Here is a 21811-nt window from a genome sequence, read left to right on the forward strand (position 1 = left end):
CGAGATGACCACGATCCTGGTGACCGGCTGCACCGGAACGCTCGGCCGGCTCGTCGCGGAGCGGCTGCGGGCGGACGGGCACGAGGTGCGGGTGCTCAGCCGGCACGCCCAGCCGTACGCCGTCGACCTGCGCAAGGGCGGTTCCGGGCTGGACGCGGCGGTGGAGGGCGTGGACACGATCGTGCACTGCGCGACCGCGCCGGGCGGCGGTGACGAGGAGGCGGCCGCGCATCTGATCGCGGCGGCGCGGCGGGCCGACGTACGGCACCTGGTGTACATCTCGATCGTCGGCGTCGACCGGGTGCCCCTGGGCTACTACCGGGCCAAGCTCGCCGTGGAGGGGCTGGTGGAGGAGTCGGGGCTGGGCTGGACGGTGCTGCGGGCGACGCAGTTCCACGACCTGCCGGCGAGGCTGTTCGGGACCGTGTCCAAGGCGCCCGTCATGCTGCTGCCGGCCCGGGTGAAGGACCAGCCGGTCGAGGTGGCCGAGGTCGCGAACCGGCTCGCCGAACTGGCTGTGGGCGCCCCGGCCGGGCGGGTCCCGGACATGGGCGGCCCCGAGGTGCGAACCCTCGACTCACTGGCCCGCGCGTACCTCAGCGCGACAGGGCGCAGACGCCTCGTGGTGAACGTGCCGCTGTGGGGGAAGGCGTACAGGGGCTTTTGCTCGGGTGGCCATCTGACGCCTGGACTTGCGGTGGGGAAGGGGACGTTCGAGGAGTATCTGGGGCGGCGGTTCGGGGGTGGGCAGGAGGTCTGAGGCGGGGTGCGGCGGCGGCTGTACGGGCTGGGTCGGGGGGGCCGCGACGTCCGTTCGGTCTGCGCCGGGTTTTGCGGCAGCCGCACGGGTTGAGCCAGGACTCCCGGCGACCGCACGGGGGCTGCGCCAGGTTTCCGCGGCAGCCGCACGGGTCTAGCCAGGGCTCCCGGCGACCGTACGTCCTGCGCCGGATTCCGGCAGCCGCACCGGTTGAGCCAGGACTCCCCCGACCGTACGACCCGCGCCGGATTCCGCGGCAGCCGCACGGCTTGAGCCGTTTTCGCGGCAGCCGTACGAGTTGAGCCAGAGCTCCCCGGCGACCGCACAGCCCGAGCCAGGGCACCCCGGCGACCGCACGGCTTGGCGGGTCACCGGTCGGGCGGTGCGAACAGGTCGTCCTGTGCGGCGTCCCGCGCCGTGAGCAGCGCTCCGCGCAGGACCGCGGCGCCGCCCAGGCTGCTGGGCCGCACGGTCGTCGCCAGCGGCGACATCCGCCGGATCCGCTCCTCCACCCGCCCGGCGAGCTCCTCGCCGCCCGCCTGTCCGACCTCCCCGCCCAGGACCACGCAGCCGGGGTCCAGGATGGCGACGACGGAGGCGACGCCGATGGCGAGGCGGTCGGCCAGGGCGTCCAGGAAGCGGGAGGCGGACGCCGGGTCGTGGAGTGAACCGTCCGGCGGTGCGATGTCGGAGGTGCGGGGCGAGTCGGTGGGCGCGACCCGCGCCACCGCGCCCCTCACCACCCCCGCGGCGACCGGCTCGTGCACGGCGTCGCCCTTCACCGTCAGCCCGCACTCCCCCGCCAGCTCCACGATCGCCGCCGCCCCCGCCAGCGAGTGGAACCCCCCGTCGCAGTCCACCGCCGACGGCAGCCCCGACGTCCCCGGCACCGGCAGGAATCCGATCTCGCCGGTGCCGCCGGAGGCGCCGCGGCGCAGGGCGCCGTCGAGGACCACGGCCGCGCCGGTGCCGTGGCCCAGCCACAGGAGTACGAAGGTGTCCCGGTCGCGGGCCACCCCGTCGCGCTGTTCCGCGAGGGCCGCGAGGTTGGTCTCGTTCTCGACGTTGACACGGGCCTCGGGGAGCCGTTCCTGCAGGGCCGCCACCAGGCGGCGGTGCCATGCGGGCAGGCCCGAGGAGTCGCGCAGCTCACCGCTGGCCGGGTCGATGAGGCCCGGGGCGCCGATGCCCACCGTGTGGAGCCGGTCGGCCCCCGCCTCCTTCACGACCCGCTCCACCAGGGCCACCGCCTGCTCCACCGCGGGCCCGGTCCCCGTGTCGCCGCCGATCGGCACCGACGCCTCGGCGAGCACGGCCCCGACCAGGTCGGACACCACCACCGAGACGCCCTCGGTACGGACGTCCAGCGCCGCCAGATGGGCCCGGCCGGCGACGATGCCGTACAGCTTGGCGTTGGGCCCGCGCCGCTGCTCGCCGGCCTCGCCGACCACCTCGATCAGGCCGGCGTCGGTGAGGCGCTCGACGAGGTCGGCGACGGTCGGCCGGGACAGGCCGGTCAGGTGCTTCAACTGCCCTGCCGTCAACGGGCCCTCCTGCTGGAGCAGGCGCAGGGCGAGCCGGTCGTTGATGGCCCGGGCGGTGCTCGGGGATGCGGGCATGCCGGGATCCTTCCAGATCGGCGGGGCCGTACCGTGGGCGACCACTTTATTGCCTATCTATCAGGCAGGGTTCCTGATAGTTTACGCGCGGATCAGTACCAGCAGCTCAACTACCAGTGACTCAGGGACCAGGCGAGGACCGGGAGGGGCCGGACAATGAGTGAGGTGGTCTACGACCTGCGCGAGGTGAGGCGTGCCCGGTACGCCGTGGCGGCCGTCTTCGCCGTGCACGGTGCCGTCACCGGCTCGTTCGCGACACGGGTGCCGTGGATCCAGGACCATGCCGGGGTCAGCGCCGGACAGCTGGGGCTCGCGCTCGCCTTCCCCGCGCTCGGCGCGTCCGTCGCGATGCCGCTGGCCGGAAGCATCAGTCACCGCTTCGGCGCGCGCAACGCCCTGCGCGGGCTGATCGCCCTGTGGACGCTCGCGCTGATCCTGCCCTCCCTCGCCCCCAACCTGCTGACCCTCTGCCTGGCTCTGTTCGCCTACGGCGCCACGGCGGGCATGGCCGACGTGGCGATGAACGCGCTCGGCGTCGAGGTGGAGAACCGCCTGGACCGGTCGATCATGTCGGGGCTGCACGGGATGTGGAGCGCCGGCGCCCTGATCGGTTCGGCGGCCGGCACGCTCGCGGCCCACCTGGGCTCGGACGCCCGGCTGCACCACGCCCTCGCGGCGGCGGCCCTCACCGTCCTCGGCGTCCTGGCCTGCCAGTGGGTGCTCGACCTGCAGCCCGCCGAGGACGAGGAGCCGCCGCCCCGGTTCGCGCTGCCGCCCCGGTCGGCGCTGCTCATCGGCGCGGTCGGGTTCTGCGCGGTCTTCGCGGAGGGCGCGAGCCTGGACTGGTCGGCGGTCTATCTGCGGGACCAGCTGGGCACCTCGGCCGGTCTCGCGGCGGCGTGCACGACCGGGTTCACGCTCACCATGGCGATCGCCCGGATCGCGGGTGACAAGGTGGTGGACCGCTACGGAGCCGTGCGCACGGTCCGGTTCAGCGGTGTCCTGGCCACGCTGGGCGGCCTGCTCATCGTGGTGTCGGACCGGCCGGCCCTGGCGATGGCCGGGTTCGGGCTGCTCGGTCTGGGTATCGCCGTGGTCGTGCCGCTGTGCTTCGCGGCGGCGGGCCGCAGCGGCCCCAACCCCAGTCTCGCGATCGCGGGCGTCGCGACGATCACGTACACCTCAGGGCTCATCGCCCCGAGCGCGATCGGCGGGATCGCCCAGGCCACCAGCCTGATGGTGTCCTTCTGCCTGGTCACCGTGCTGTCCTCGGGCCTCGTCGTGTTCGCGCGGGTCCTGCGCGTCGGCGACCGCGACCGCCCGAAGGTCAGCCGCCCGGACGCGGCAGTTCCGGACCCGCGGCTCTGAAAGCCACCCTGAGCGGGCGCTCAGGATGCCTGATCAACCCGGGTCGGCACCGCCTCTGCCGTCCCCTGACAATGGTCCGGACACTCACTCGCACGACGAAAGTGAAACCGCACCATGGATCTCGGCGTCCGCTGGAAACTGCACGGCGACGGACGCACGCCGGCGCCCGGAGCGGTCGTCCGCCCCGACGAACGGCTCTCCTGGCCCCGCACCTTCGGGCTCGGCGCCCAGCATGTGGTGGCCATGTTCGGCGCGTCCTTCGTGGCGCCGGTCCTGATGGGGCTCGACCCCAACCTGGCGATCATGATGTCGGGCGTCGCGACGGTCGTCTTCCTGCTCGCCACCCGCGGCCGGGTGCCCAGTTACCTCGGCTGTTCCCTCTCCTTCGTCGGCGTCGCGGCGGTCATCCGGGCCGACGGCGGTACGAGCGCGACCGTGACCGGCGCGGTACTCGTCGTCGGTGTCGTGCTGTTCCTGGTCGGTCTCGCCGTGCGGCGGTTCGGGGCGCGGATCATCCACGCCACGATGCCGCCGATCGTCACCGGCGCCGTCGTGATGCTGATCGGCTTCAACCTCGCCCCGGTGACGGCCGCGACGTACTGGCCGCAGGACCAGTGGACGGCGCTGCTGGTGATGCTGTTCACCGGGCTGGCGGTCGTCTGTCTGCGCGGGTTCTGGTCCCGGATCGCGATCTTCCTCGGCCTGATCTTCGGCTACGGCATCTCCTGGGCCTTCGACCGGATCTTCGGCAGGATCCACTCGGTCGACGCGAGCGGCAAGCTCACCGACCACTGGCGGCTCGACCTGTCCGGGGTCTCGAAGGCCGACTGGATCGGGCTGCCCGACCTGCACGGCCCGTCCTTCCAGTGGTCGGCCATCCTGGTCGCGCTGCCCGTCGTCATCGCCCTGGTCGCCGAGAACGCCGGGCACGTCAAGGCGGTCGGCGAGATGACCGGCGACAACCTGGACGACAAGCTGGGCACGGCGATCTCCGCGGACGGCGCCGCCTCGGTGCTCTCCACCGCGGTGGGCGGCCCGCCCAACACCACGTACTCCGAGAACATCGGCGTGATGGCAGCGACCCGCGTCTACTCGACCGCCGCCTACTGGGCCGCCGCCGGCTTCGCGCTGCTCTTCGGTGTCTGCCCCAAGTTCGGCGCGGTCGTGGCCGCGATCCCGGGCGGCGTCCTCGGCGGCATCACCGTCATCCTGTACGGCATGATCGGCCTGCTCGGCGCCCAGATCTGGATCAACGCCGAGGTCGACCTGCGCAATCCGCTCAACCTGGTGCCGGCCGCGGCGGGCATCATCATCGGCGTCGGCAACGTCACCATGGAGTTCACCGACACCTTCGAGCTGAGCGGCATCGCGCTGGGCACGCTGGTGGTCATCACCGGCTACCACGCGCTGCGGGCGTTCGCCCCGGCCCATCTCAAGACGCAGGAGCCGCTGCTCGACGAAGGCACGTCCTCCTACGACGAGGAGAGCGGCACCGGCGAGGGAACTCAGCGCGCCAGGTCATAGGCGTACGACGCCGTGAAGGTGCCCGGCTGCCCCTTGCACCCGTCCGACTCCCCCGGCAGCTTCACCCACAGGTAGGCGTCGATCCGTGCCTCGCCCGTGGCGAGCGTCGGCGCCCGGCCCAGCTTGCGGCCGGCCGGGTCGCACCACTCCCCGTCGGCCGGGGCGCCGGCGCCGTTGCGGCTGGTGTCGATGACGGCGCCGAGGCTCGCGGGGCCGCCGAGGGCGTCGAGGACCTGTCGGTCGTAGGCGATCTCGTCGGCCGTGGCGTGGAAGTTGGAGACGTTGCTGAAGACGCCGTCGGAGGACGCGGTCGAGGCGGCGCCGGCCTGCCGCAGCCACTCCGCCTGTTTGCCGGGCGCGTTCCAGCCGGAATGCCCGGCGTCGTAGTAGACGCGGGCCTTGGGGTTGGCCTCTTTGAGGACCCGGCCCGCGCGGGCCAGGGAGGCGAAGCGGTCGGCACGTTCGCCGGCCGAGAGGCACTCGGTCTGGGCGACGGAGTCGGGCTCCAGGATGACGATGACGTCGCCGGAGCCCAGCCCGGCGGCGAACCGGTCGATCCAGGCGTCGTACGCGTCGAGGTCGGGCGCGCCGCCCTGGGAGTGCCCGCCGCAGTCGCGGTCCGGGATCGCGTACGGCACGACCACCGGTACCCGGCCCGACGCCGACCCGCCGGAGGTGACCGCGCGGACCCGGGCGGTGATGGTGTCCGGCGTGAAGTCGGCGAACCACACCGCGGCCGGCTGAGCGGCTATCCGGGACTGGATGACGGCGTGGCGCGGGTCGCCGGAATTGTCACGGACCCATTCGAGCACCTGGGACTCGGGGTGGCGGTAGAGGCGGGCGGACACCACGGTCGGCTGCTGCTTCCTCTCGGGCTCGGTCCCGGTCGGCGAGGGCGTGGGACCGGCCTTCCGCTTCGGCGTCGCAGCGGCGGACGTGGGGGGAGGCGATGCCGTCACGGACGGGGAGGGCGAGGGCACTGCGGGCAGGGACTCCAGGCTCGGCGAGCGCGTCACCTCGGGCGGCCCCGCCTCGTCGGAGCGCCCTCTGTCGTCGAGCGCGGACATCATGCCGGTCACGGTGCCGACGGCGACCACGACCGAGGCCGCCACGACCATGGCATGACGCCGGGCCGTCCTCCTTCGCTCGGACCTGCGTGCGGCCAGTCGCTGGGCACGTAAGCCTGGCACGGTCCTGATTCCCCTCCCCCAACAGCGAGCGCGTTCCCCCGTTCTGGGGAAGCGCCGGGCCCGCCGACACTCCGGTCAGCCTAAAGCTGGGACATTGCCCCCATGGCGCAATGCGAACAATTCACCACACCCGTGGACGCGGTCATCTCCCGTATGCGCGCCCTCGACGCGGGGCTGCCCGACCGCGACGGGGTCGCGGTCTTCAACCGCGTCTACCTCACCGTCACCGAGACGGTCGACCGGCACATCGACGGCGGCCGGTTCCCGGACGCGCGGGCGGCGATCACGCTGGACGTGCGGTTCGCGGAGCGGTATCTGGCGGCGGTGGAGGCGGCCGAGGAGGAGCGGCGTCCACCGGCCTGCTGGCGGCCGCTGTTCCAGATGCGGCGCCATCCCGGCGTACGACCGTTGCAGTTCGCGCTGGCGGGCATCAATGCGCACATCGGCCACGACCTGGCGCTCGCCGTGGTGGACGCCTGTCGTAGCCTCGGCTGCGAACCCTCCGACCTGGAGGACGAGTTCGATCGGGTAGGTGATCTCCTCGTCTCGCTGGAGGAGCGCATCCGCGAAGATCTGATGCCGGGCCCCGACCTGCTCCAGATCGCCGACCCCCTCACCCATCTGCTCGGCTCCTGGAGCCTGGAGCGCGCCCGGGACGCCACCTGGTCGGCGGCCCGGGCGCTGTGGGCGCTGCGCCGACTGCCCGACGTCGCCGAGGAGTTCGCCGAGCGACTGGACGCCGCGGTGGGGTTCGCGGGACGCATGCTGCTGACGCCGCTGCCGGAGTGATCCACTCCCGCGGAACCCCACCCGTCGGGGCTCAGTCCTCCGGCAGCTCGACCGGCGCGATCTCGTCGTACACGTCGCCGGGCCCCGGGTTGGAGGCGTCCGTGGCCCCGCCGAAGTGGTGCATCACGCCCCACACCGCGTTCAGCGCGGTCTGGATCGCACCCTCAGCCCAGCCGGCCGTCCAGGAGATGTCGTCGCCGGCGAGGAAGATGCCCCGCTTGTCCTCGGGCAGCCCCTCCTGCATGAAGTGCGTGAACAGGCGCCGCTGGTAGCGGTAGTGGCCGGGCAGGTTGGCCTTGAACGCGCCCATGAAGTAGGGCTCGTTCTCCCAGGAGACCGTCACCGGGTTGCCGATGACGTGCTTGCGAATGTCGACCTTGGGATAGATCTCGCCGAGCGACTTCAGCATGACCTCCATCCGCTCGTTCGCGGACAGCGGCAGCCACTTCAGGCTGTCGTCGCACCAGGTGTAGGAGAGGCAGATGACGGCGGGCTTGTCCGGGCCGTCGTCGAGGAGGTAGGTCCCGCGCGTCATACGGTCGGTGAGCGTCATCGACATGACGTCACGCCCCGTCTCCTCGTCCTTGTCCAGCCAGAACGGCCGGTCGACGGGGACGAACAGCTTCGAGCTCTCCATGTAGTGGGTGCGCTCGATCGCCGTCCAGTGGTCGATCGGGAAGAGCGAGTCGTCGCAGGCGATCTTCGACAGCAGCATCCAGGACTGGGCGGTGAAGATCGCCGCCTGGTACGTGCGGATGTCGCCGTCCGCGTCGGTCACGGTGATCCGGTTGCCCGCGGTGCGGTGCAGCCGGGTCACGGCCGGGCGGGGCTCGCCGTTGTCGTGCAGGCTCGCGAGCGAGGTGCCGTAGGCCCAGTGGACGATCTTCTCCGGCTCGCGCTCCCAGAGGCGCAGCGGCAGCTGCTGGGAGCCGCCGACGATGCCGCGGTGGTGGTCGTCGGCCTCGGTGTAGACGACGCGCAGGATCTCCAGGATGGAGTTCGGGAAGTCGGTGTCCCAGCCGCCGGTGCCGAAGCCGACCTGGCCGAAGATCTCGCGGTGCCGGAAGGACCTGAAGGCCTCGGAGTCGCAGAGGAAGCCGTAGAAGGTCTGGTTGTCGAGCTTCTCGACGAGCTTCGCCCAGATCTCCCGGATGCGCGGCACGTCCCGCTCGCGCATCGCCCGGTTCATGTCGGAGAAGTCGGCGCCCTCTTCGAGGCACTTGTTCCAGGCGTCGGCGACGTCGCGGTAGACCTGCGGGAGGTCGTCGATGGTCTCGGCGTAGTGCGACTCGCCCTTGAGGTCGACGACGGTCGAAGGCGTCGCCTCGGCAAGGGGGTTGGGGAAGGGCTGGGTCTGGAGGCCCACCAGGTCGATGTAGTGCTGGAGGGCGGTGGACGAGGGCGGGAAGCGCATCGCGCCCATCTCGGCGGTGAGGCCCTCGGTGCCCGGACCGTCGAAGCCCACGGTGCGCAGCCGGCCGCCGATCCGGTCGGCCTCGTACACGACCGGCTTGAGGCCCATCTTCATCAGCTCGTACGCGGCGACGATGCCGGACAGGCCGCCGCCGATGACCGCGACCTCGGTGCCGTGCTCGGTCGCGGGTATCTGGCCGAGTCCCGCCGGGTGGGCGAGGAAGTCGTCATAGGCGTAGGGGAAGTCCGGGCCGAACATGGTGATCGGCGGCTGCTGCTCGTCGGTGTGCTCGACGGCGTTGGGCACCATGGACGTCATGGGGTACGGACTCCTTGCGCGTGAAGAACTCGGGGGAAGCTCAGGGGGGTTTCAGACCAGGGACCCGTAGAGGCCGGGGCGGCGGTCCTTCAGGTACGGGTTCGCCTCGCGGGAGGCGGCGAGGAAGGCGGGGTCGACGTCGGCGAACACCAGCTCCTCGCCTCGTCCGGCGCGGGTGCGGGCGACCCCGTCGGGCCCGGCGAGGGTGGAGAGACCGACGAACTCGAACTCCCCTTCCTGCCCGACCCGGTTGACATACGCGACGTACATCTGGTTCTCGAAGGCCCGCACCGGGATCATCGACTCGGCGACGAACTGGAACGGGTGCATCTGCGCGGTCGGCACGAGCAGCAGGTCGGTGCCGGCGAGGGCGTGGGCGCGGACGTTCTCCGGGAACTCGACGTCGTAGCAGATCAGGATGCCGACGCGGAGGCCGTCGAGTTCGGCCTGGACCACCTGCCGGTCGCCCGGCGTGAAGTGGTCGCGCTCGAAGCAGCCGAAGAGGTGGGACTTGCGGTAGTTGGCGAGCCGGGTGCCCTCGGCGGAGATCAGCTGGGCGGAGTTGAAGACGGTGTCGCCCGCGCGCTCGGGGTAGCCGTAGGCGATCGCCAGTCCGTGCCTGGTCGCCGTCTCGGCGATCGCGTCCGCGCAGTCGCCGTCGGCGGGCTCGGCGAGGCGGGCGATGTCGTCGCCGATCGCGTACCCGGTCAGGAACATCTCCGGCGCGACCAGCAGCCCGGCACCCGCGCCGGCGGCACGGCCCGCGGCCTCGTCGAGGACCTTGAGGTTCTCGACGGTCGAGCCGGGGCGGCCGGAGCTCTGGAGCAGGGCGGTGCGCATGCGTGTCCTCACCGGGCGGAAGGGTGGTTGCGGGGGCCACGTAGACGGTACGGGCGGCTGACCAGGGCGGACAAGAAGGAGCCGTTGCGCGCCGGTGAGCGGTTTGTTGCGTGGGTCGAGGGGTGGGCGGCGATTCGTTGCGCGACCCCAGGGGTAGGCCCGCTGGTCCCTGGGGCGCAGTGGGCTTCGGCGTCCCCGCCGGGCGGCGGAGCGGGGTCCCGCCTCCGGCGCGATGTGGTGCGGGCGCGGCGCCGGGAGAGTGGTGACTGTCCACCTGACCTGCAGAAAGGACCACGATGAACCGCCGATGGACCGCACGGGACCACCGTACGAAGATCGTCGTGCTCGGCTCCGCACTGCTGCTCTCCGCCACCGCGGCCTCGGCCGCCACCGCGTCGGATTCGCAGGCACCACGGCAGCGGGAGGCCGCCGCGCTCACCGGCACCGCCAAGCTGTACCGCTCGGCCGGGGACGACATCACCTTCTCCTTCGACGCGCACCTGGCGGCGAAGGACAACGCCGACCCGACGAAGGCCACCGGCACCTTCGAGTTCAGCCACTACCTCAACGGCGAGGGCGCGAAGGCCAAGGCCAAGGTCGACTGCCTGGTGACCGGTGGGAAGGTGGCCGTCGTCTCCGGGGTCATCACCTCCTCCGACCTGCCGGGCGCCAAGGGCAAGCGGGTCGGCATCACCGTCCACGACGTCGGCGGGCGCGACCGGCTCGGCTACAGCTGGGCGTCGACGGGCAGCCCCGCCGAGACGAAGGGGCTGCCCAAGTGCGTGGGCTCCGCCCCCTTCGAGAAGGTCAGGAAGGGGACGGGCGACTTCACGGTCGTGCCGTGGCGGCCCGAGTTCTAGCCAGGGCCAGCGCGGTCACCAGGTAGGGCACCGCGAGCACCGCGAAGACCGTGCTGTGCGCCGCGCCCGTGCCGAGCAGGGCGTACACGCCGAACGTGGCCACCGTGGCGAGCTCCGTGCCCAGGCTCGCCACGGAGGTGAGCGTGGCCCTGCGGGACTCGTCGATCCGGTGCTGGAGACGGACGTCGGCGAGGACCTCCGCCAGCTGGAACCCACCGAAGGCGAGGCCCACGAGGGCGATGCCGGCCGGGGTCCGGGCCGCGGCGCCGATGGCCAGGGCGAGCGCGGAGCCCGCGAGGAGCCAGGCCATCCCCCTGGTGCCGAGGCGTTCCGCCGGTCCGGCCAGCAGACTGGCGGCCGTGACCAGCGTCCAGACGAGCAGGATCAGGTACGGCACCGTCGTATCCGATACGCCCGTGTCCCGGGCCAGCAGGGGCGTGTACTCGTCGAGCGCGCCCCACACCGCGGCGACGGCGGGGATCAGCAGGAGGGCGCCGCGCACGGAACGGTTCCCGCGGGCTTCGGCGAGGCCGGTGCGCAGGGTCACCCACCAGCCGTCACCACCGTGCTCCGGCCGCGTCCGGTGCTCCGGCAGCCGGGTCGCCACCGCGGCGGCCAGCAGACAGGCCAGCACGCTGCCCGCGCCCACGGCCGGGTAGCCGCCCAGGACGACCACCGGTCCGGCGAGGCCGATCGACGCCATGCTGGCCGCAAGTCGCACCGCCCGCACCCGTCCCATCACGCGCGCGTACCGGTCGTCGGCGCCGAGCCGGTCCAGTTCGTCGTAGGCCAGCGCCTCGAACGAGCCGGAGCACAGTGCTCCGCCGACGCCCCACAGGACGAAGCCGAGCGCGAAGGCCCAGTACGACGGGACGATCACCCACAGGGCGAAGCCGACGGCGTTGAACAGCGGGCCGATCCACAGCAGCAGCCGACGGGAGACGGCGTCGGCCAGCGCGCCGGAGGGGACCTCCAGCACGACGGCCGTGATCGACCACATGGCGAACAGCGAGGAGATCTGCCAGAGCGACATGCCGGTGTCGGCGAACAGCAGCGCGTACACCGGGTAGAGCAGGACGAAGTCGTCCAGGAACGAGTAGCCGTACAGCGTGGCCGTCAGGCGTCGGACGCCGGTGGCGGGTACGCGTGCGGGTGTGAGTGTCATGAGGCCTTCCCGGAAGGGCGGTTCGGACGTCGTCGGTACGGCGTCCGAGGCGGCCCTCGGGAGGCGCGGCTGGTGGATCAATGTCGCCAGGTCATGACACCGATGTTAGACAGACGCGGCCCTGTTGCCCAGCGAAAATGTGGTGATGACGGCGGCGTGGTCGGAGGGCCAGTCGTTGTCCTCGACGTGGGGCCAGGGACGCGGGCGGCCGCTGACGTACGTCTCGGAGTCGAGCACGCCGAGGCCGCGGTGCAGGACGAAGTCGATCCGGTCCTGTGGTTCGGGGCGTCCGCTGCCGTCCTCCCGCACGGGGTGGATCGGCGACCAGGTGTGTCCGGGGTGGGCGACCGGGTCCGGGTGGGCCTCGCGGTAGGAGTCGCGGAGCCCCGCCTCCTCGGCCGCCTTCGTCACCGGCCAGTCCACACCGGGCCGGTCCAGGTGGGAGGGGCTGTTGAAGTCGCCGACGAGGACGACGGGCACGCGGTCGTCGACGCGGCCGAGAGCGTCCCGCAGCTGGGCGAGGCGCACGCCCTCGTGGGCGGTCGGATCACCGTCGGTCACATAGGGCCCGTACTCCTTGTAGTCCAGATGGACCGTCCACACGTCCACCTCGGCACCCTCGTGCACCCGGACCCGTACACCGGCCGCCCCGTAGAACCCGACGTCCGGGTCCCCGAAGCGGGCCGTGATCGGGTACCGGCTGATGACGCCGAGGTTCTCCCCCGCCCGGTGGTGGTACCAGCCGAGGGCGCCGGCGAGCTCCTCCGCGGCCGTGCCGTACGTCTCCTGGAGGCCGACCACGTCCGCATCGGTCTCCGCGATGACCTTGAGCTGTTTGGCCCGGTGATCGTGGACCTTCGTGCCGCCGTACCAGAGATTCCAGGTCATGACGCGAAGGCGGTACGGCAGCAGGGAGCGCAGCGCCGAGGGGGTGATGCCCTCCAGGCTGGCCTCCACGGTCCGTCCGGGCACCGCCTCGATGGGCGCGAGCGAGGGCACCGCGAGCACCGTGCACCCGGCGGCCTCGGCGGAGGCGACGCCGGTCTCGGTGTCCTCGACGGCGACGCACCCGGACGGGTCGACGCCCAGGGCACGGCAGGCGGCCAGATACGGGTCGGGGGCGGGCTTGGTGTGCTCGGTGTCGTCGGCGGTGACGGAGACGGCGAACCGGCTCGCGCCTCCCAGGGCCGCCAGGACGGTGTCGGCGACGGCTCTCGGGGACGCCGTCACCAGGGCCGTGGGGACGCCCTCGCGGGCCAGCGCGTCGAGCAGGTCGAGGGCGCCGGGGCGGGGAACGATGCCGGCACGGACGCGGTCGGCGAACTCCCGGTGGAGCTCGTCGGCGAGGGCGTCCGCCCGGGCACCCGTGGCGGCGGCCAGCCAGGCGGCGGTGTACTCGACGGGCCGGCCGAGCACGTCCGCCTCGTCCGCCTCCGTCAGCGCCCGCCCGGCGACGTGTTCCACCGCCTCCCACCACAGCCGCTCGGTGTCGACGAGCGTGCCGTCCATGTCGAAGAGGACGGCCTGGAGCGGGAGTCGGGTCACGGTTGTCTCTTTCATACGTGGGGGTTCAGACGTGGGAGTTCATACGTGGGGGCCAGGGACGTACGGAATCAAGCACGTGCCGGGAGACGTACGGGGATCAGTGTCGGCGTTCGGCCACCAGCACCGGCCGCTCCGGCAGCGACACGCTCACCGCGGCCCCGGCGCCGAGCGCGGCGCCCTCGTGCGCGGGCAGGTCGGCCTTGACCTCGGTGCCGTCGGCGAGCCGCACGGTCAGCCGGGTGGTGGCGCCGAGGAACGCCGTGGCGACCACGCGCGCGTCGGAGGCTTCGTCGGCGCGCACCGCCACCGCCTCCGGCCGCACCAGCACATCGACGTCGGTCACCGGGGGTACGTCGCCGTCGACGGGCAGCCGCCGGCCCAGCACCTCGACACCGCCCTCGACGATCCGCCCCGGGATCCGGCTCATCGTGCCGACGAACTCGGCGACGAAGGCGGTGGCGGGGCGGCCGTACAACTCGGCCGGTGCGGCGCACTGTTCGAGCCGTCCGGAGCGCATGACCGCGACCCGGTCGGCCATGGAGAGGGCCTCCTCCTGGTCGTGGGTGACGAACAGGGTGGTGATGCCCAGCTCCCGCTGGAGCCGCCGGATCTCCTCGCGGAGCGTCAGGCGCACCTTGGCGTCGAGCGCCGACAGCGGCTCGTCGAGGAGCAGGACGCGCGGGCGCAGGGCGAGGGCGCGGGCCAGGGCGATGCGCTGCTGCTGGCCGCCGGAGAGCTGGTGCGGGTACCGCTCGCCCTTTTCGGCGAGGCCGACCAGCTCCAGCAACTCGGCGGCGCGGGCACGTCGTTCGGCGGTGCGCACCTTGCGCATACGCAGCCCGAAGGCCACGTTGTCGAGGGCGCTGAGATGCGGGAAGAGGCTGTACGACTGGAAGACCATCCCGGCGTCGCGGCGGTGCGCGGGGATGTCGCTGACGTCCTCGCCGTCCACCAGCACCGCACCGGAGTCGGGGTGTTCGAAGCCGGCGAGCATGCGCAGCGCGGTGGTCTTGCCGCAGCCGGACGGGCCGAGCAGGGCGAGGAGTTCGCCCGGCCGGACGGTCAGGTCGAGCCCGTCGAGGGCTACGGTGGGCCCGAACTCCCGGCGCAGGCCGCGGAATTCGACGGTGGCGGCCTGCGTCGCCGCATCTTCGGCTGTGCCTGCGGCTGTCTTGTCGAGCACGGTCATGGTCATCCCCGGGAGGTAGTACGGGTACGGCCGCCGAAGCCGGCGAGCACGAGGAGCAGCACCCATGTCACGAGCAGGCTGAGCACGGACACGGCGACGGAGAGCTGGGCCTGCGAGCCGCTGACGTTCACGATCCACACGGCGAACGGCTGGAAGCCGAGCAGCTGGGCGACGGTGAACTCGCCGAGCACCAGGGCGAGGGTGAGGAAGGAGGCGTTGAGCAGGGCGCCGCGGAGGTTGGGCAGGACGGCCTGGGCCAGGGCCTGCGGCCAGCTCGCGCCGCAGCTGCGGGCGGCCTCGACGAGGGTGCGTACGTCGATGGCGCGCAGTCCGGCGTCCAGGGCCCGGTGCACGAACGGCAGCGCCATCACGACGTAGGCGAGGACGAGCACGAACGGGAAGTCGGGGTTCTGGATCGCGACGAACGTCTGGAACAGCGGGGTGCGCGAGAGATGCTCGGGCCCCCACTTGAGCACCGTCCCGATCCCGGCGACGAACGCGATCGGCGGCACGACCAGCGGCAGCGAGCACACCACTTCGACGACCGGCCGCAGCCGGGGCGCGCCGAGCCGCAGCGCGACCATGGCGGGCACCATCAGCAGCAGGACGAGGGCGATGGTGGCCAGGGCCAGCTCCAGCGAGAGAAGCAGGCTGGACGCGAATCCCTCGGTGGAGAAGATCTGGGTGTAGGCGTCGAAGGTGAGCCCCTGCCCCGGCACGTCGACGGTGAAGACCACCGACGCCGCGAGCGGCACCAGGAAGTACAGTCCGGCGAGGCCGAGGACGCCCCACCGCCACAGGTTCAGGCGAGCCATCGGGCGCTCCGTCGTTGCAGGGGCAGATACACGGCCATGACCAGGCCGGCGACCAGGACCATGTCGAGGCTGAGGGCGAGGGCCACGTTCTCCTGCCCGACGAGTACGTTGCCCGAGAGGGCGTCGGCGATCTGGAGGGTGACCAGCGGGACGGAACTGCCCACCATGGCGGCGGCGGTGGCGTAGGCGGCGAAGGCGCTGCCGAAGAGCAGGACGAACCCGCCGAGGAGCGTGGGCAGCAGGACGGGCAGGGCCACGTGGCGCCAGTACTGCACGGTGGTGGCGCCGTTGTTCTGCGCGGCCTCGCGCCACTGGGAGCGCAGGCCGTCCAGGGCCGGGGTGATGGTGAGCACCATCAGCGGGATCAGGAAGTACAGGTAGACGAGGACCAGTCCCCAGAAGCTGTACAGGTCCCAGCCCTTGTCCGTCAGGCCCAGATGCCGGGTCAGCACACCGGCGTTGCCGAGCGTGGCGACGAACGCGAAGGCCAGCGGGACGCCGCCGAAGTTGGCGAGGACCCCGGAGGCGGTGAGCACGGCCTCGCGCAGCGCGGGGAAGCGGGAGGTCACCACGGCCTGGGCGAGCGGCAGCCCGAGGAGGGCGCCCAGCGCCGCGGACACGGCGGACAGCTTGACACTGCCGAGCAGGGCCGTGAGGTAGGCGCCCTGGAGGGAGGCAGTCAGGTTGTCGGCGCTGTACGAAGTCGCTCCTGTGGACGGGTCCTTGACGGTGAAGGCGCCGTCCAGCATGGCCAGGGCGGGCAGCCCGAAGGCGAGCGCGGTGAAGACGAGCAGCGGGACGACGGCGAGCGAGCCGAGCGACCGGCGCCGCCGCTTCACCGCAGCGGCGGGCGCCGTGTCGACCCGTACGGCGGTGGCCGTCATCCGGAGACGGCCTTCGCCCAGCCCTGTCCGAGGACCGTCTTGGCCTTGTTCTGCTGGGCCTCGGTCGGGAAGGCCGGCGTCCCGGCGACCTCGGGCAGCTTGGCCGCGGCCGTCTTGTCGAGGGTGCCGGCCTTCTCCATGGCGGTCATCAGGACCGGTCGGGCGTAGCCCTTCAGCCACAGGTTCTGGCCCTCGGCGCTGTAGAGGTACTCCTCCCACAGGCGGGCGGCCGCGGGGTGCGGGGCGTCCTTGTTGACGGCCTGGGAGTAGTACTGCGAGAACTTGCCGTCGCTGGGCACCGACACCTGCCAGTCGACGCCCTTGGACTTGAACTCCTCGGCGTACCCGGCGTTCAGGTAGTCCCAGTCGATGCTGATGGGCGTCTCGCCCTTCTCGACGGTGGCCGGGGTCGACTCGACGGGCGTGTAGTTGCCGTTCGTCTTCAGCTTGGCGAAGAAGTCGAGGCCGGGCTGGATGTCGTCGAAGGAGCCGCCGCTGGCGAGGGCGGCCGCGTAGACGCCGCCGAAGGCCGAGCCGGACTTGGTGGGGTTGCCGTTGAGGGCGACCTGCCCCTTGTACTGCGGCTTGAGCAGGTCGGCGAAGGTCTTCGGGCACTGCTTGACCCGCTTGGCGTCGCATCCGATGGAGATGTAGCCGCCGTAGTCGTTGTACCAGCGCCCCTGCGCGTCCTTCTGCCCCTCGGGGATGTCACCGAAGGCCTGCACCTTGTAGGGCGCGAGCAGGCCCTGCTGGGCGGCGCTCAGCGCGAAGGAGCTGCCGAGGTCCAGGACGTCCGGCGCCCGGTCCTGCCCCTTGCGCGAGGTCACGGCGTTGATCTCGTCCTGGCTGGAGCCGTCGGGGTTCTCGACCTCGACCTTGATGCCGTACTTCTTCTCGAATCCGTCGATGAGGGCGCCGTAGTTGGCCCAGTCTCGCGGCAGCGCCATGGCGTGCAGCGTGCCCTCCTCCTTGGCCGCCTTCACCAGGGCGTCCATGCCGCCGAAGTCCTCGGCGGAGGTGGCGGTGGCGGCGCTCTTGCCGTCGGCGGTGGTGGACGCGTTGTCGGGGGCGGCGCCACAGGCGCTCAGGGCGAGCGCGGCTACGACGACGAGGGCGCCGACCGGGACGGCGGTTCTCTGCAGGGACACGGTCACGGCTTTCTCCAGGGGGACGCGCGAGGGTGCAGGAGGATCTTGCCCAGGAAAGGTCTCAAACTTGTCTGAACAAGTTGGCCCCAGTAGGCCCGCCGATGGTGACACGTTCGTAAACTCTGGCGAAAGCCTTCGCCCTGAATTTGTGCGCACTCTCCGCCGACGCGGATCACCGGACGATCTCGATTAGGCTGGTCACGCTGTGCACAGCAACCGACTCAGAGGGGAAGCATGACGGCGCGACACGAGGAGATCGCCGACGAGCTGCGCCGGGCGATCGACCGCGAGGAGTACACGGTCGGCAGCCTGCTGCCCGCCGAGACGGAACTCGCGGCTCACTACGGCGTCTCGCGCGGCACGGTCCGGCAGGCCGTCGCCACACTGACCGCCGAGGGCCTCATCGGCTCGCGCCAGGGCGCCCGTCGCGTGGTGCTGGCCAGCCGCCGCAGCCAGAGCTTCGCCGAACTGCGCAGCTTCGCCCAGTGGGCGCGGGCGATGGGCCGGGAGGCGACGGGCCAGGTGGTCGCGCAGGAGTACACCCCGGCGACCCAGGAGGACGCGGTACGCCTCCAACTGCGCGTCGGCACGCCGGTGTTGCACGTCCTGCGCGTGCGCGGCCTGGACGGCGAGCCGGTACTGCTGGAGCGCACGGTCTACGCCGACTGGATCTCCCCCGCCGTGGAGGCCATAGAGCCCGAGTGCCCGTCCGTCACCCAACGCCTGTACGACGAGACGGGGTTGGTCTTCGCCTACGGCGAGCACGTCATCGACGCGGTGTCAGCGGGTGCGCAGGACGCCGAGTTGCTGGGCATCCGCCGCACGAGCCCCCTGCTGCGGGTGCGCCGCGTGACGACGACCCGCGAGGGCCGCCCGGTGGAGTGGTCGGACGACCGCTACCGCTCGGACGCGGTGAGCTTCAGCGTGCACAACTCGATCGACAACAACGCGCTGGCACGCAAGACGGCCGACTGACGCCCTCCGCCGAGCGGCTACGCGGCTCCGCCTGACGGAGGAGGCCACAGCACGGGCGAGCAGGCGAGACTGCCCACATGGACGCCACCGAAATCCCCGCCCTGCCGTTCATCGACGAACACGCGACGGTCGTCGAGACGAGCGCGGACGCCGTCTGGCGCGCACTGACCGCCCGGATGGACGGCGCCCGAGGATTCCGGGTGGCAGTGTCGACCCCGGGCCAGGAGCTGGCCCTGGTCGGCCATCACCCCTTCTCGAGGTACGCGCTGATCTTCCACTTGGACGAGGCGGACCAGGGCCACACGCGCCTACGGGCCGAGTCGCGAGCGACCTTCCCCGGACCGGCGGGTGCCGTCTATAGACGTCTCGTCATCGGCACGGGCGCCCATGCACTGCTGGTACGGCACATGCTGACGAAGGTCCGCAAAAGCGCCGCCTAAGGGGCGCGGGGCTGTATAAACATGCGGCTCCGCCGCGTGGGCGCGACAAGCCCCCACCGCCCCGCGGCCGACAAACTACGTGGGCGACCCCGAAGAGAACCGCCGCAACAAAGGCGACAGCACCAGCACGGACTTGGTCCGCTCCACGAACGGCTCCCCGGCGATCCGCTCAAGAACCCGCTCGAAGTGCCGCATGTCCGAGGCGAACACCTGCACCACCGCGTCCGCGTCCCCGGTGACAGTGGACGCGGCCACGACCTCCTGGTACCGCTCCAGGCCGCGCCGAATCGTGTCCGGCGAGGTGTTGTGCCGGCAGTAGATCTCGACGAACCCCTCGGTCTCCCAGCCGAGCGCCGACGGGTCCACCCGTACGGTGAATCCGGTGATGGCTCCGGTGGCGCGCAGCCGGTCCACGCGCCGTTTCACGGCAGGCGCGGACAGACCGACCAACTGCCCGATGTCCGCGTAGGAGCGGCGGGCGTCCTCGGCGAGGGCGTGCACGATGCGTTCGTCGAGATCGTTCAGCACTGCGGGTGGTTCACTTCACTTCTGGTGCGACTGGAGCGCCTGCTGCGGCGAGGCGCGAACGGCGATAGCCGTACAGGAAGTAGAACACGAGACCGGCGGCCATCCAGAACCCGAAGACGACCCAGGTGACGGTGTCGAGGCTGAACATGTTGTACGCGCAGAACAGGAAGCCCAGCACCGGCAGCACCGGTCCGAGCGGCACCCTGAACGTGCGCTCGAGCTCGGGCCGCTTCACGCGCAGCACGATCACCGCGATGTTGACCAGCGCGAAGGCGAACAGCGTGCCGATGCTGGTGGCGTCGACCAGCTTGCCCAGCGGGATCATGGCGGCGAGGGCACCGCAGAACAGCGACACGATGACCGTGTTGAGACGGGGCGCGCCGGTCTTCGCGTGGACCTTGCCGAGCGCCTTCGGCACCAGGCCGTCGCGGGACATCGCGAAGAGGATGCGGGTCTGGCCGTAGAGCACGGTGAGGACGACGCTCGCGATGGAGATGACGGCGCCGAGGGCGAGCAGGGTGCCCCAGAAGGACTGACCGCTCACGTCGGTCATGATCGCGGCGAGGGAGGCCTCGGAGCCCTCGAACTTGGTCCAGTTCCAGGCGCCGACGGCGACGCCCGCGACGAGCACGTACAGCGCGGTCACGATGATCAGCGAGAGCATGATCGCCCGCGGCAGGTCCCGCTTGGGGTCCTTGGCCTCCTCACCGGCGGTGGAGGCGGCGTCGAAGCCGATGTAGGAGAAGAAGAGCGTGGCACCGGCGGCGCTGACGCCCGCCATGCCGAGCGGCATGAAGTCCTCGTAGTTGCCGGACTTGAAGCCCATGAAGCCGACGGCGCAGAACAGCACGAGCGCGGCGATCTTGACGGCGACCATGATCGTGTTGGCGCGGGCGGACTCGCGGACGCCGCCGAGCAGGAACACCATCGCCAGCAGGACGACGATCAGCGCGGGCAGGTTGATGATCCCGCCCTCACCGGGCGCCGAGGACAGCACGGACGGGATGGTGACCCCTATGGTCCCGTCGAGCAGCTCGTTGAGGTACTCGCCCCAGCCGACGGCGACGGCGGCCACCGAGACGCCGTACTCCAGCACCAGACACCAGCCGCAGACCCACGCGACCAGCTCGCCCATCGTTGCGTACGCATACGAGTACGAGGAGCCCGCGACCGGGATGCTGCCCGCCAGTTCGGCGTAGGACAGGGCCGAGAAGAGCGCCGTGAGACCGGCGATCACGAAGGCCAGGGTGACCGCGGGGCCGGCCTCCGGGACGGCGTCGCCGAGGACGACGAAGATGCCGGTGCCGAGGGTGGCACCGATGCTGATCATGGTGAGCTGCCACATGCCCAGGGAGCGCCGCAGGGACCCTCCCTCACCCTGGCCGCCCTCCGCGACCAGGTGTTCCACGGGTTTGCGACGCATCAGGCGCGCGCCGACGCCCAGGGACGCGGGGGCGGCGGTCTGGCTTGGGTTCTGCGGTGGTGCGCCTTGGTCGAGCACGCGCTGGCTCCTTATCGCTGCCAATCTGGGCGGCGGGAACCGACGGCACCCCCACGAGCAGGGACCCACCGAGCGGGGTCCCCGCCACGCCACGTACGAGGCGACAGCCTACGAGGAGTGACGTTGCTGGTGAAATGCAGCAACCTTGCGTGTGCCCGCATGATCATTGCGTGTCTGGTGGCTGGGTGGATGTTCGTTGCGGCGGGGCTTTCGACCGTTGCGCGGGGCTGGTCAGAGAAGGTCTTCGACGAGGAACGCGCAGGCGTCGACCCACTCGCGCAGCACCCCGCCGGCGCCCTCGTACGACCAGCGGTCGTGGTAGTCGATCAGGGGTTGACAGCCGAGCCGCGCATAGAGCGCGGCAGCACGTGGGTTGTCCTTCGCGACGCCGAGGCCGACGACCGTGATGCCGCGTTCGCGGGCCAGATCCTCGGCGGCCCGCACGAGTGCGCTGCCGATGCCACGCGAGCGCAGCTCCTCCGGCCAGACGCCCAGTCCGTTGATCTCCGGACAGCCGGGCCACGCGGTGCGCACGGCGGGAGCGTCGCAGCCGATCCGGCGGATCTCCACGTGCCCGACGGGCCGCCCCTCCAACCAGGCGACCAGATAGGTGCTTTCAGAGCCTGTGCCATATCCCCGGCCGGATCAGCGCGCGGCGTCTGGTGCGTGCGATCGCAAGGCGCCGGAGCGCCCTCGTGGCGGAGCCACGTGGGCGTTTCGGCAACGCGGCTGGGGGTCCCCCCTCTGGGGGAGTGCGTGCCAGGCGTCGCGCGCCCGGCCGGGGATATGGCACAGGCTCTCACCCCGCTGCTGGCGTGCGAACCTTCGCGCGTGGAACGACAGGGTGCCCGGCGAAGCGATGTGCCGGTCGAGCAGCGCCACGTCGGCCGGTCCGCAGACGGTGATCTCCATGTTGCCGAAGCTACTTCCCGGAGCATG

General features: G+C 71.6%; 19 protein-coding genes and 1 pseudogene. 7 read left to right on the forward strand and 13 right to left on the reverse strand.

What is annotated here, in order from left to right:
• Window positions 1-4: 4 nt before the first annotated feature.
• Window positions 5-760: an SDR family oxidoreductase gene (locus tag EJ357_RS08005; RefSeq protein WP_126390049.1), complete on the forward strand. Its 756-nt coding sequence runs from the start codon at window positions 5-7 to the stop codon at window positions 758-760.
• 368 nt (window positions 761-1128) lie between these two features.
• Here EJ357_RS08005 and EJ357_RS08010 read toward each other — a convergent pair whose 3' ends face one another.
• Window positions 1129-2379 (reverse strand): ROK family transcriptional regulator, encoded by a 1251-nt coding sequence (locus tag EJ357_RS08010; protein ID WP_126390051.1) that lies wholly within the window; start codon window positions 2377-2379, stop codon window positions 1129-1131.
• Window positions 2380-2535: 156 nt separating this feature from the next.
• Between EJ357_RS08010 and EJ357_RS08015 the strand changes: the two genes are divergently transcribed.
• Together EJ357_RS08015 and EJ357_RS08020 are read left to right on the forward strand one after the other, a co-directional pair.
• A complete protein-coding gene (locus EJ357_RS08015; RefSeq protein ID WP_126390053.1) occupies window positions 2536-3747 on the forward strand; it encodes an MFS transporter in 1212 nt (403 codons plus the stop codon).
• A gap of 114 nt (window positions 3748-3861) precedes the next feature.
• Entirely contained in the window at window positions 3862-5271 is a 1410-nt protein-coding gene (locus EJ357_RS08020; RefSeq protein ID WP_126390055.1) for a uracil-xanthine permease family protein, read from the forward strand.
• Here EJ357_RS08020 and EJ357_RS08025 read toward each other — a convergent pair.
• The gene (locus tag EJ357_RS08025) at window positions 5253-6389 is read right to left on the reverse strand and encodes a glycoside hydrolase family 6 protein (RefSeq protein WP_126390057.1); all 1137 of its coding nucleotides are present in this window, start codon (window positions 6387-6389) and stop codon (window positions 5253-5255) included. The genes EJ357_RS08020 and EJ357_RS08025 overlap by 19 nt on opposite strands.
• Before the next feature lie 174 nt (window positions 6390-6563).
• On the opposite strand from EJ357_RS08025, the gene EJ357_RS08030 reads away from it, so the two are divergent.
• On the forward strand, window positions 6564-7250 hold the full coding sequence (locus tag EJ357_RS08030) for a DUF5995 family protein (RefSeq protein ID WP_126390059.1): 687 nt from the start codon (window positions 6564-6566) through the stop codon (window positions 7248-7250).
• A 31-nt stretch (window positions 7251-7281) separates the two neighbouring features.
• Here the strand turns inward: EJ357_RS08030 and EJ357_RS08035 are convergent, their stop codons facing one another.
• Together EJ357_RS08035 and EJ357_RS08040 are read right to left on the reverse strand one after the other, a co-directional pair.
• A complete protein-coding gene (locus EJ357_RS08035) occupies window positions 7282-8982 on the reverse strand; it encodes a flavin monoamine oxidase family protein (protein WP_126390061.1) in 1701 nt (566 codons plus the stop codon).
• A 51-nt stretch (window positions 8983-9033) separates the two neighbouring features.
• Window positions 9034-9822, reverse strand: a complete 789-nt coding sequence (locus EJ357_RS08040) for a carbon-nitrogen hydrolase family protein (protein ID WP_126390063.1) — start codon at window positions 9820-9822, stop codon at window positions 9034-9036.
• 296 nt (window positions 9823-10118) lie between these two features.
• Here EJ357_RS08040 and EJ357_RS08045 point away from each other — a divergent pair, with 296 nt between their 5' ends.
• The gene (locus tag EJ357_RS08045; protein ID WP_126390065.1) at window positions 10119-10682 is read left to right on the forward strand and encodes a Repetin; all 564 of its coding nucleotides are present in this window, start codon (window positions 10119-10121) and stop codon (window positions 10680-10682) included.
• Here EJ357_RS08045 and EJ357_RS08050 read toward each other — a convergent pair.
• The 6 genes from EJ357_RS08050 to EJ357_RS08075 all read right to left on the reverse strand — a co-directional run bounded on the left by EJ357_RS08050 (window position 10651) and on the right by EJ357_RS08075 (window position 17434).
• Window positions 10651-11847, reverse strand: a complete 1197-nt coding sequence (locus EJ357_RS08050) for an MFS transporter (protein ID WP_126390067.1) — start codon at window positions 11845-11847, stop codon at window positions 10651-10653. The genes EJ357_RS08045 and EJ357_RS08050 overlap by 32 nt on opposite strands.
• 105 nt (window positions 11848-11952) lie before the next feature.
• Window positions 11953-13392, reverse strand: coding sequence for an HAD-IA family hydrolase (locus tag EJ357_RS08055; protein ID WP_175647335.1), 1440 nt, complete (start codon window positions 13390-13392; stop codon window positions 11953-11955).
• A 97-nt stretch (window positions 13393-13489) separates the two neighbouring features.
• Window positions 13490-14581: an ABC transporter ATP-binding protein gene (locus tag EJ357_RS08060; RefSeq protein ID WP_126399295.1), complete on the reverse strand. Its 1092-nt coding sequence runs from the start codon at window positions 14579-14581 to the stop codon at window positions 13490-13492.
• 2 nt (window positions 14582-14583) lie between these two features.
• On the reverse strand, window positions 14584-15396 hold the full coding sequence (locus EJ357_RS08065; RefSeq protein WP_126390071.1) for an ABC transporter permease: 813 nt from the start codon (window positions 15394-15396) through the stop codon (window positions 14584-14586).
• Complete coding sequence (locus EJ357_RS08070; protein WP_126390073.1) at window positions 15384-16280, reverse strand: ABC transporter permease; 897 nt, start codon at window positions 16278-16280, stop codon at window positions 15384-15386. Before EJ357_RS08070 ends, EJ357_RS08065 begins: the two co-directional genes overlap by 13 nt.
• Complete coding sequence (locus EJ357_RS08075) at window positions 16277-17434, reverse strand: ABC transporter substrate-binding protein (protein ID WP_126390074.1); 1158 nt, start codon at window positions 17432-17434, stop codon at window positions 16277-16279. The genes EJ357_RS08070 and EJ357_RS08075 overlap by 4 nt, the downstream gene beginning before the upstream one ends.
• A 228-nt stretch (window positions 17435-17662) precedes the next feature.
• On the opposite strand from EJ357_RS08075, the gene EJ357_RS08080 reads away from it, so the two are divergent.
• Window positions 17663-18403: a GntR family transcriptional regulator gene (locus EJ357_RS08080; protein ID WP_126390076.1), complete on the forward strand. Its 741-nt coding sequence runs from the start codon at window positions 17663-17665 to the stop codon at window positions 18401-18403.
• A gap of 77 nt (window positions 18404-18480) precedes the next feature.
• Entirely contained in the window at window positions 18481-18843 is a 363-nt protein-coding gene (locus EJ357_RS08085) for a hypothetical protein (protein WP_126390078.1), read from the forward strand.
• Window positions 18844-18918: 75 nt separating this feature from the next.
• On the opposite strand, the gene EJ357_RS08090 is transcribed toward EJ357_RS08085, so the two are convergent.
• The 3 genes and pseudogenes from EJ357_RS08090 to EJ357_RS08100 all read right to left on the reverse strand — a co-directional run.
• The gene (locus tag EJ357_RS08090; protein ID WP_048581051.1) at window positions 18919-19371 is read right to left on the reverse strand and encodes an Lrp/AsnC family transcriptional regulator; all 453 of its coding nucleotides are present in this window, start codon (window positions 19369-19371) and stop codon (window positions 18919-18921) included.
• Between the two features lie 10 nt (window positions 19372-19381).
• Window positions 19382-20872 (reverse strand): amino acid permease, encoded by a 1491-nt coding sequence (locus EJ357_RS08095; protein ID WP_126390080.1) that lies wholly within the window; start codon window positions 20870-20872, stop codon window positions 19382-19384.
• A gap of 231 nt (window positions 20873-21103) precedes the next feature.
• A pseudogene (locus EJ357_RS08100) lies at window positions 21104-21490 on the reverse strand (GNAT family N-acetyltransferase); the annotation flags it as partial.
• Window positions 21491-21811: the final 321 nt, after the last annotated feature.

Source organism: Streptomyces cyaneochromogenes (genome assembly GCF_003963535.1).
In the GTDB taxonomy this organism is placed as follows: domain Bacteria; phylum Actinomycetota; class Actinomycetes; order Streptomycetales; family Streptomycetaceae; genus Streptomyces; species Streptomyces shaanxiensis.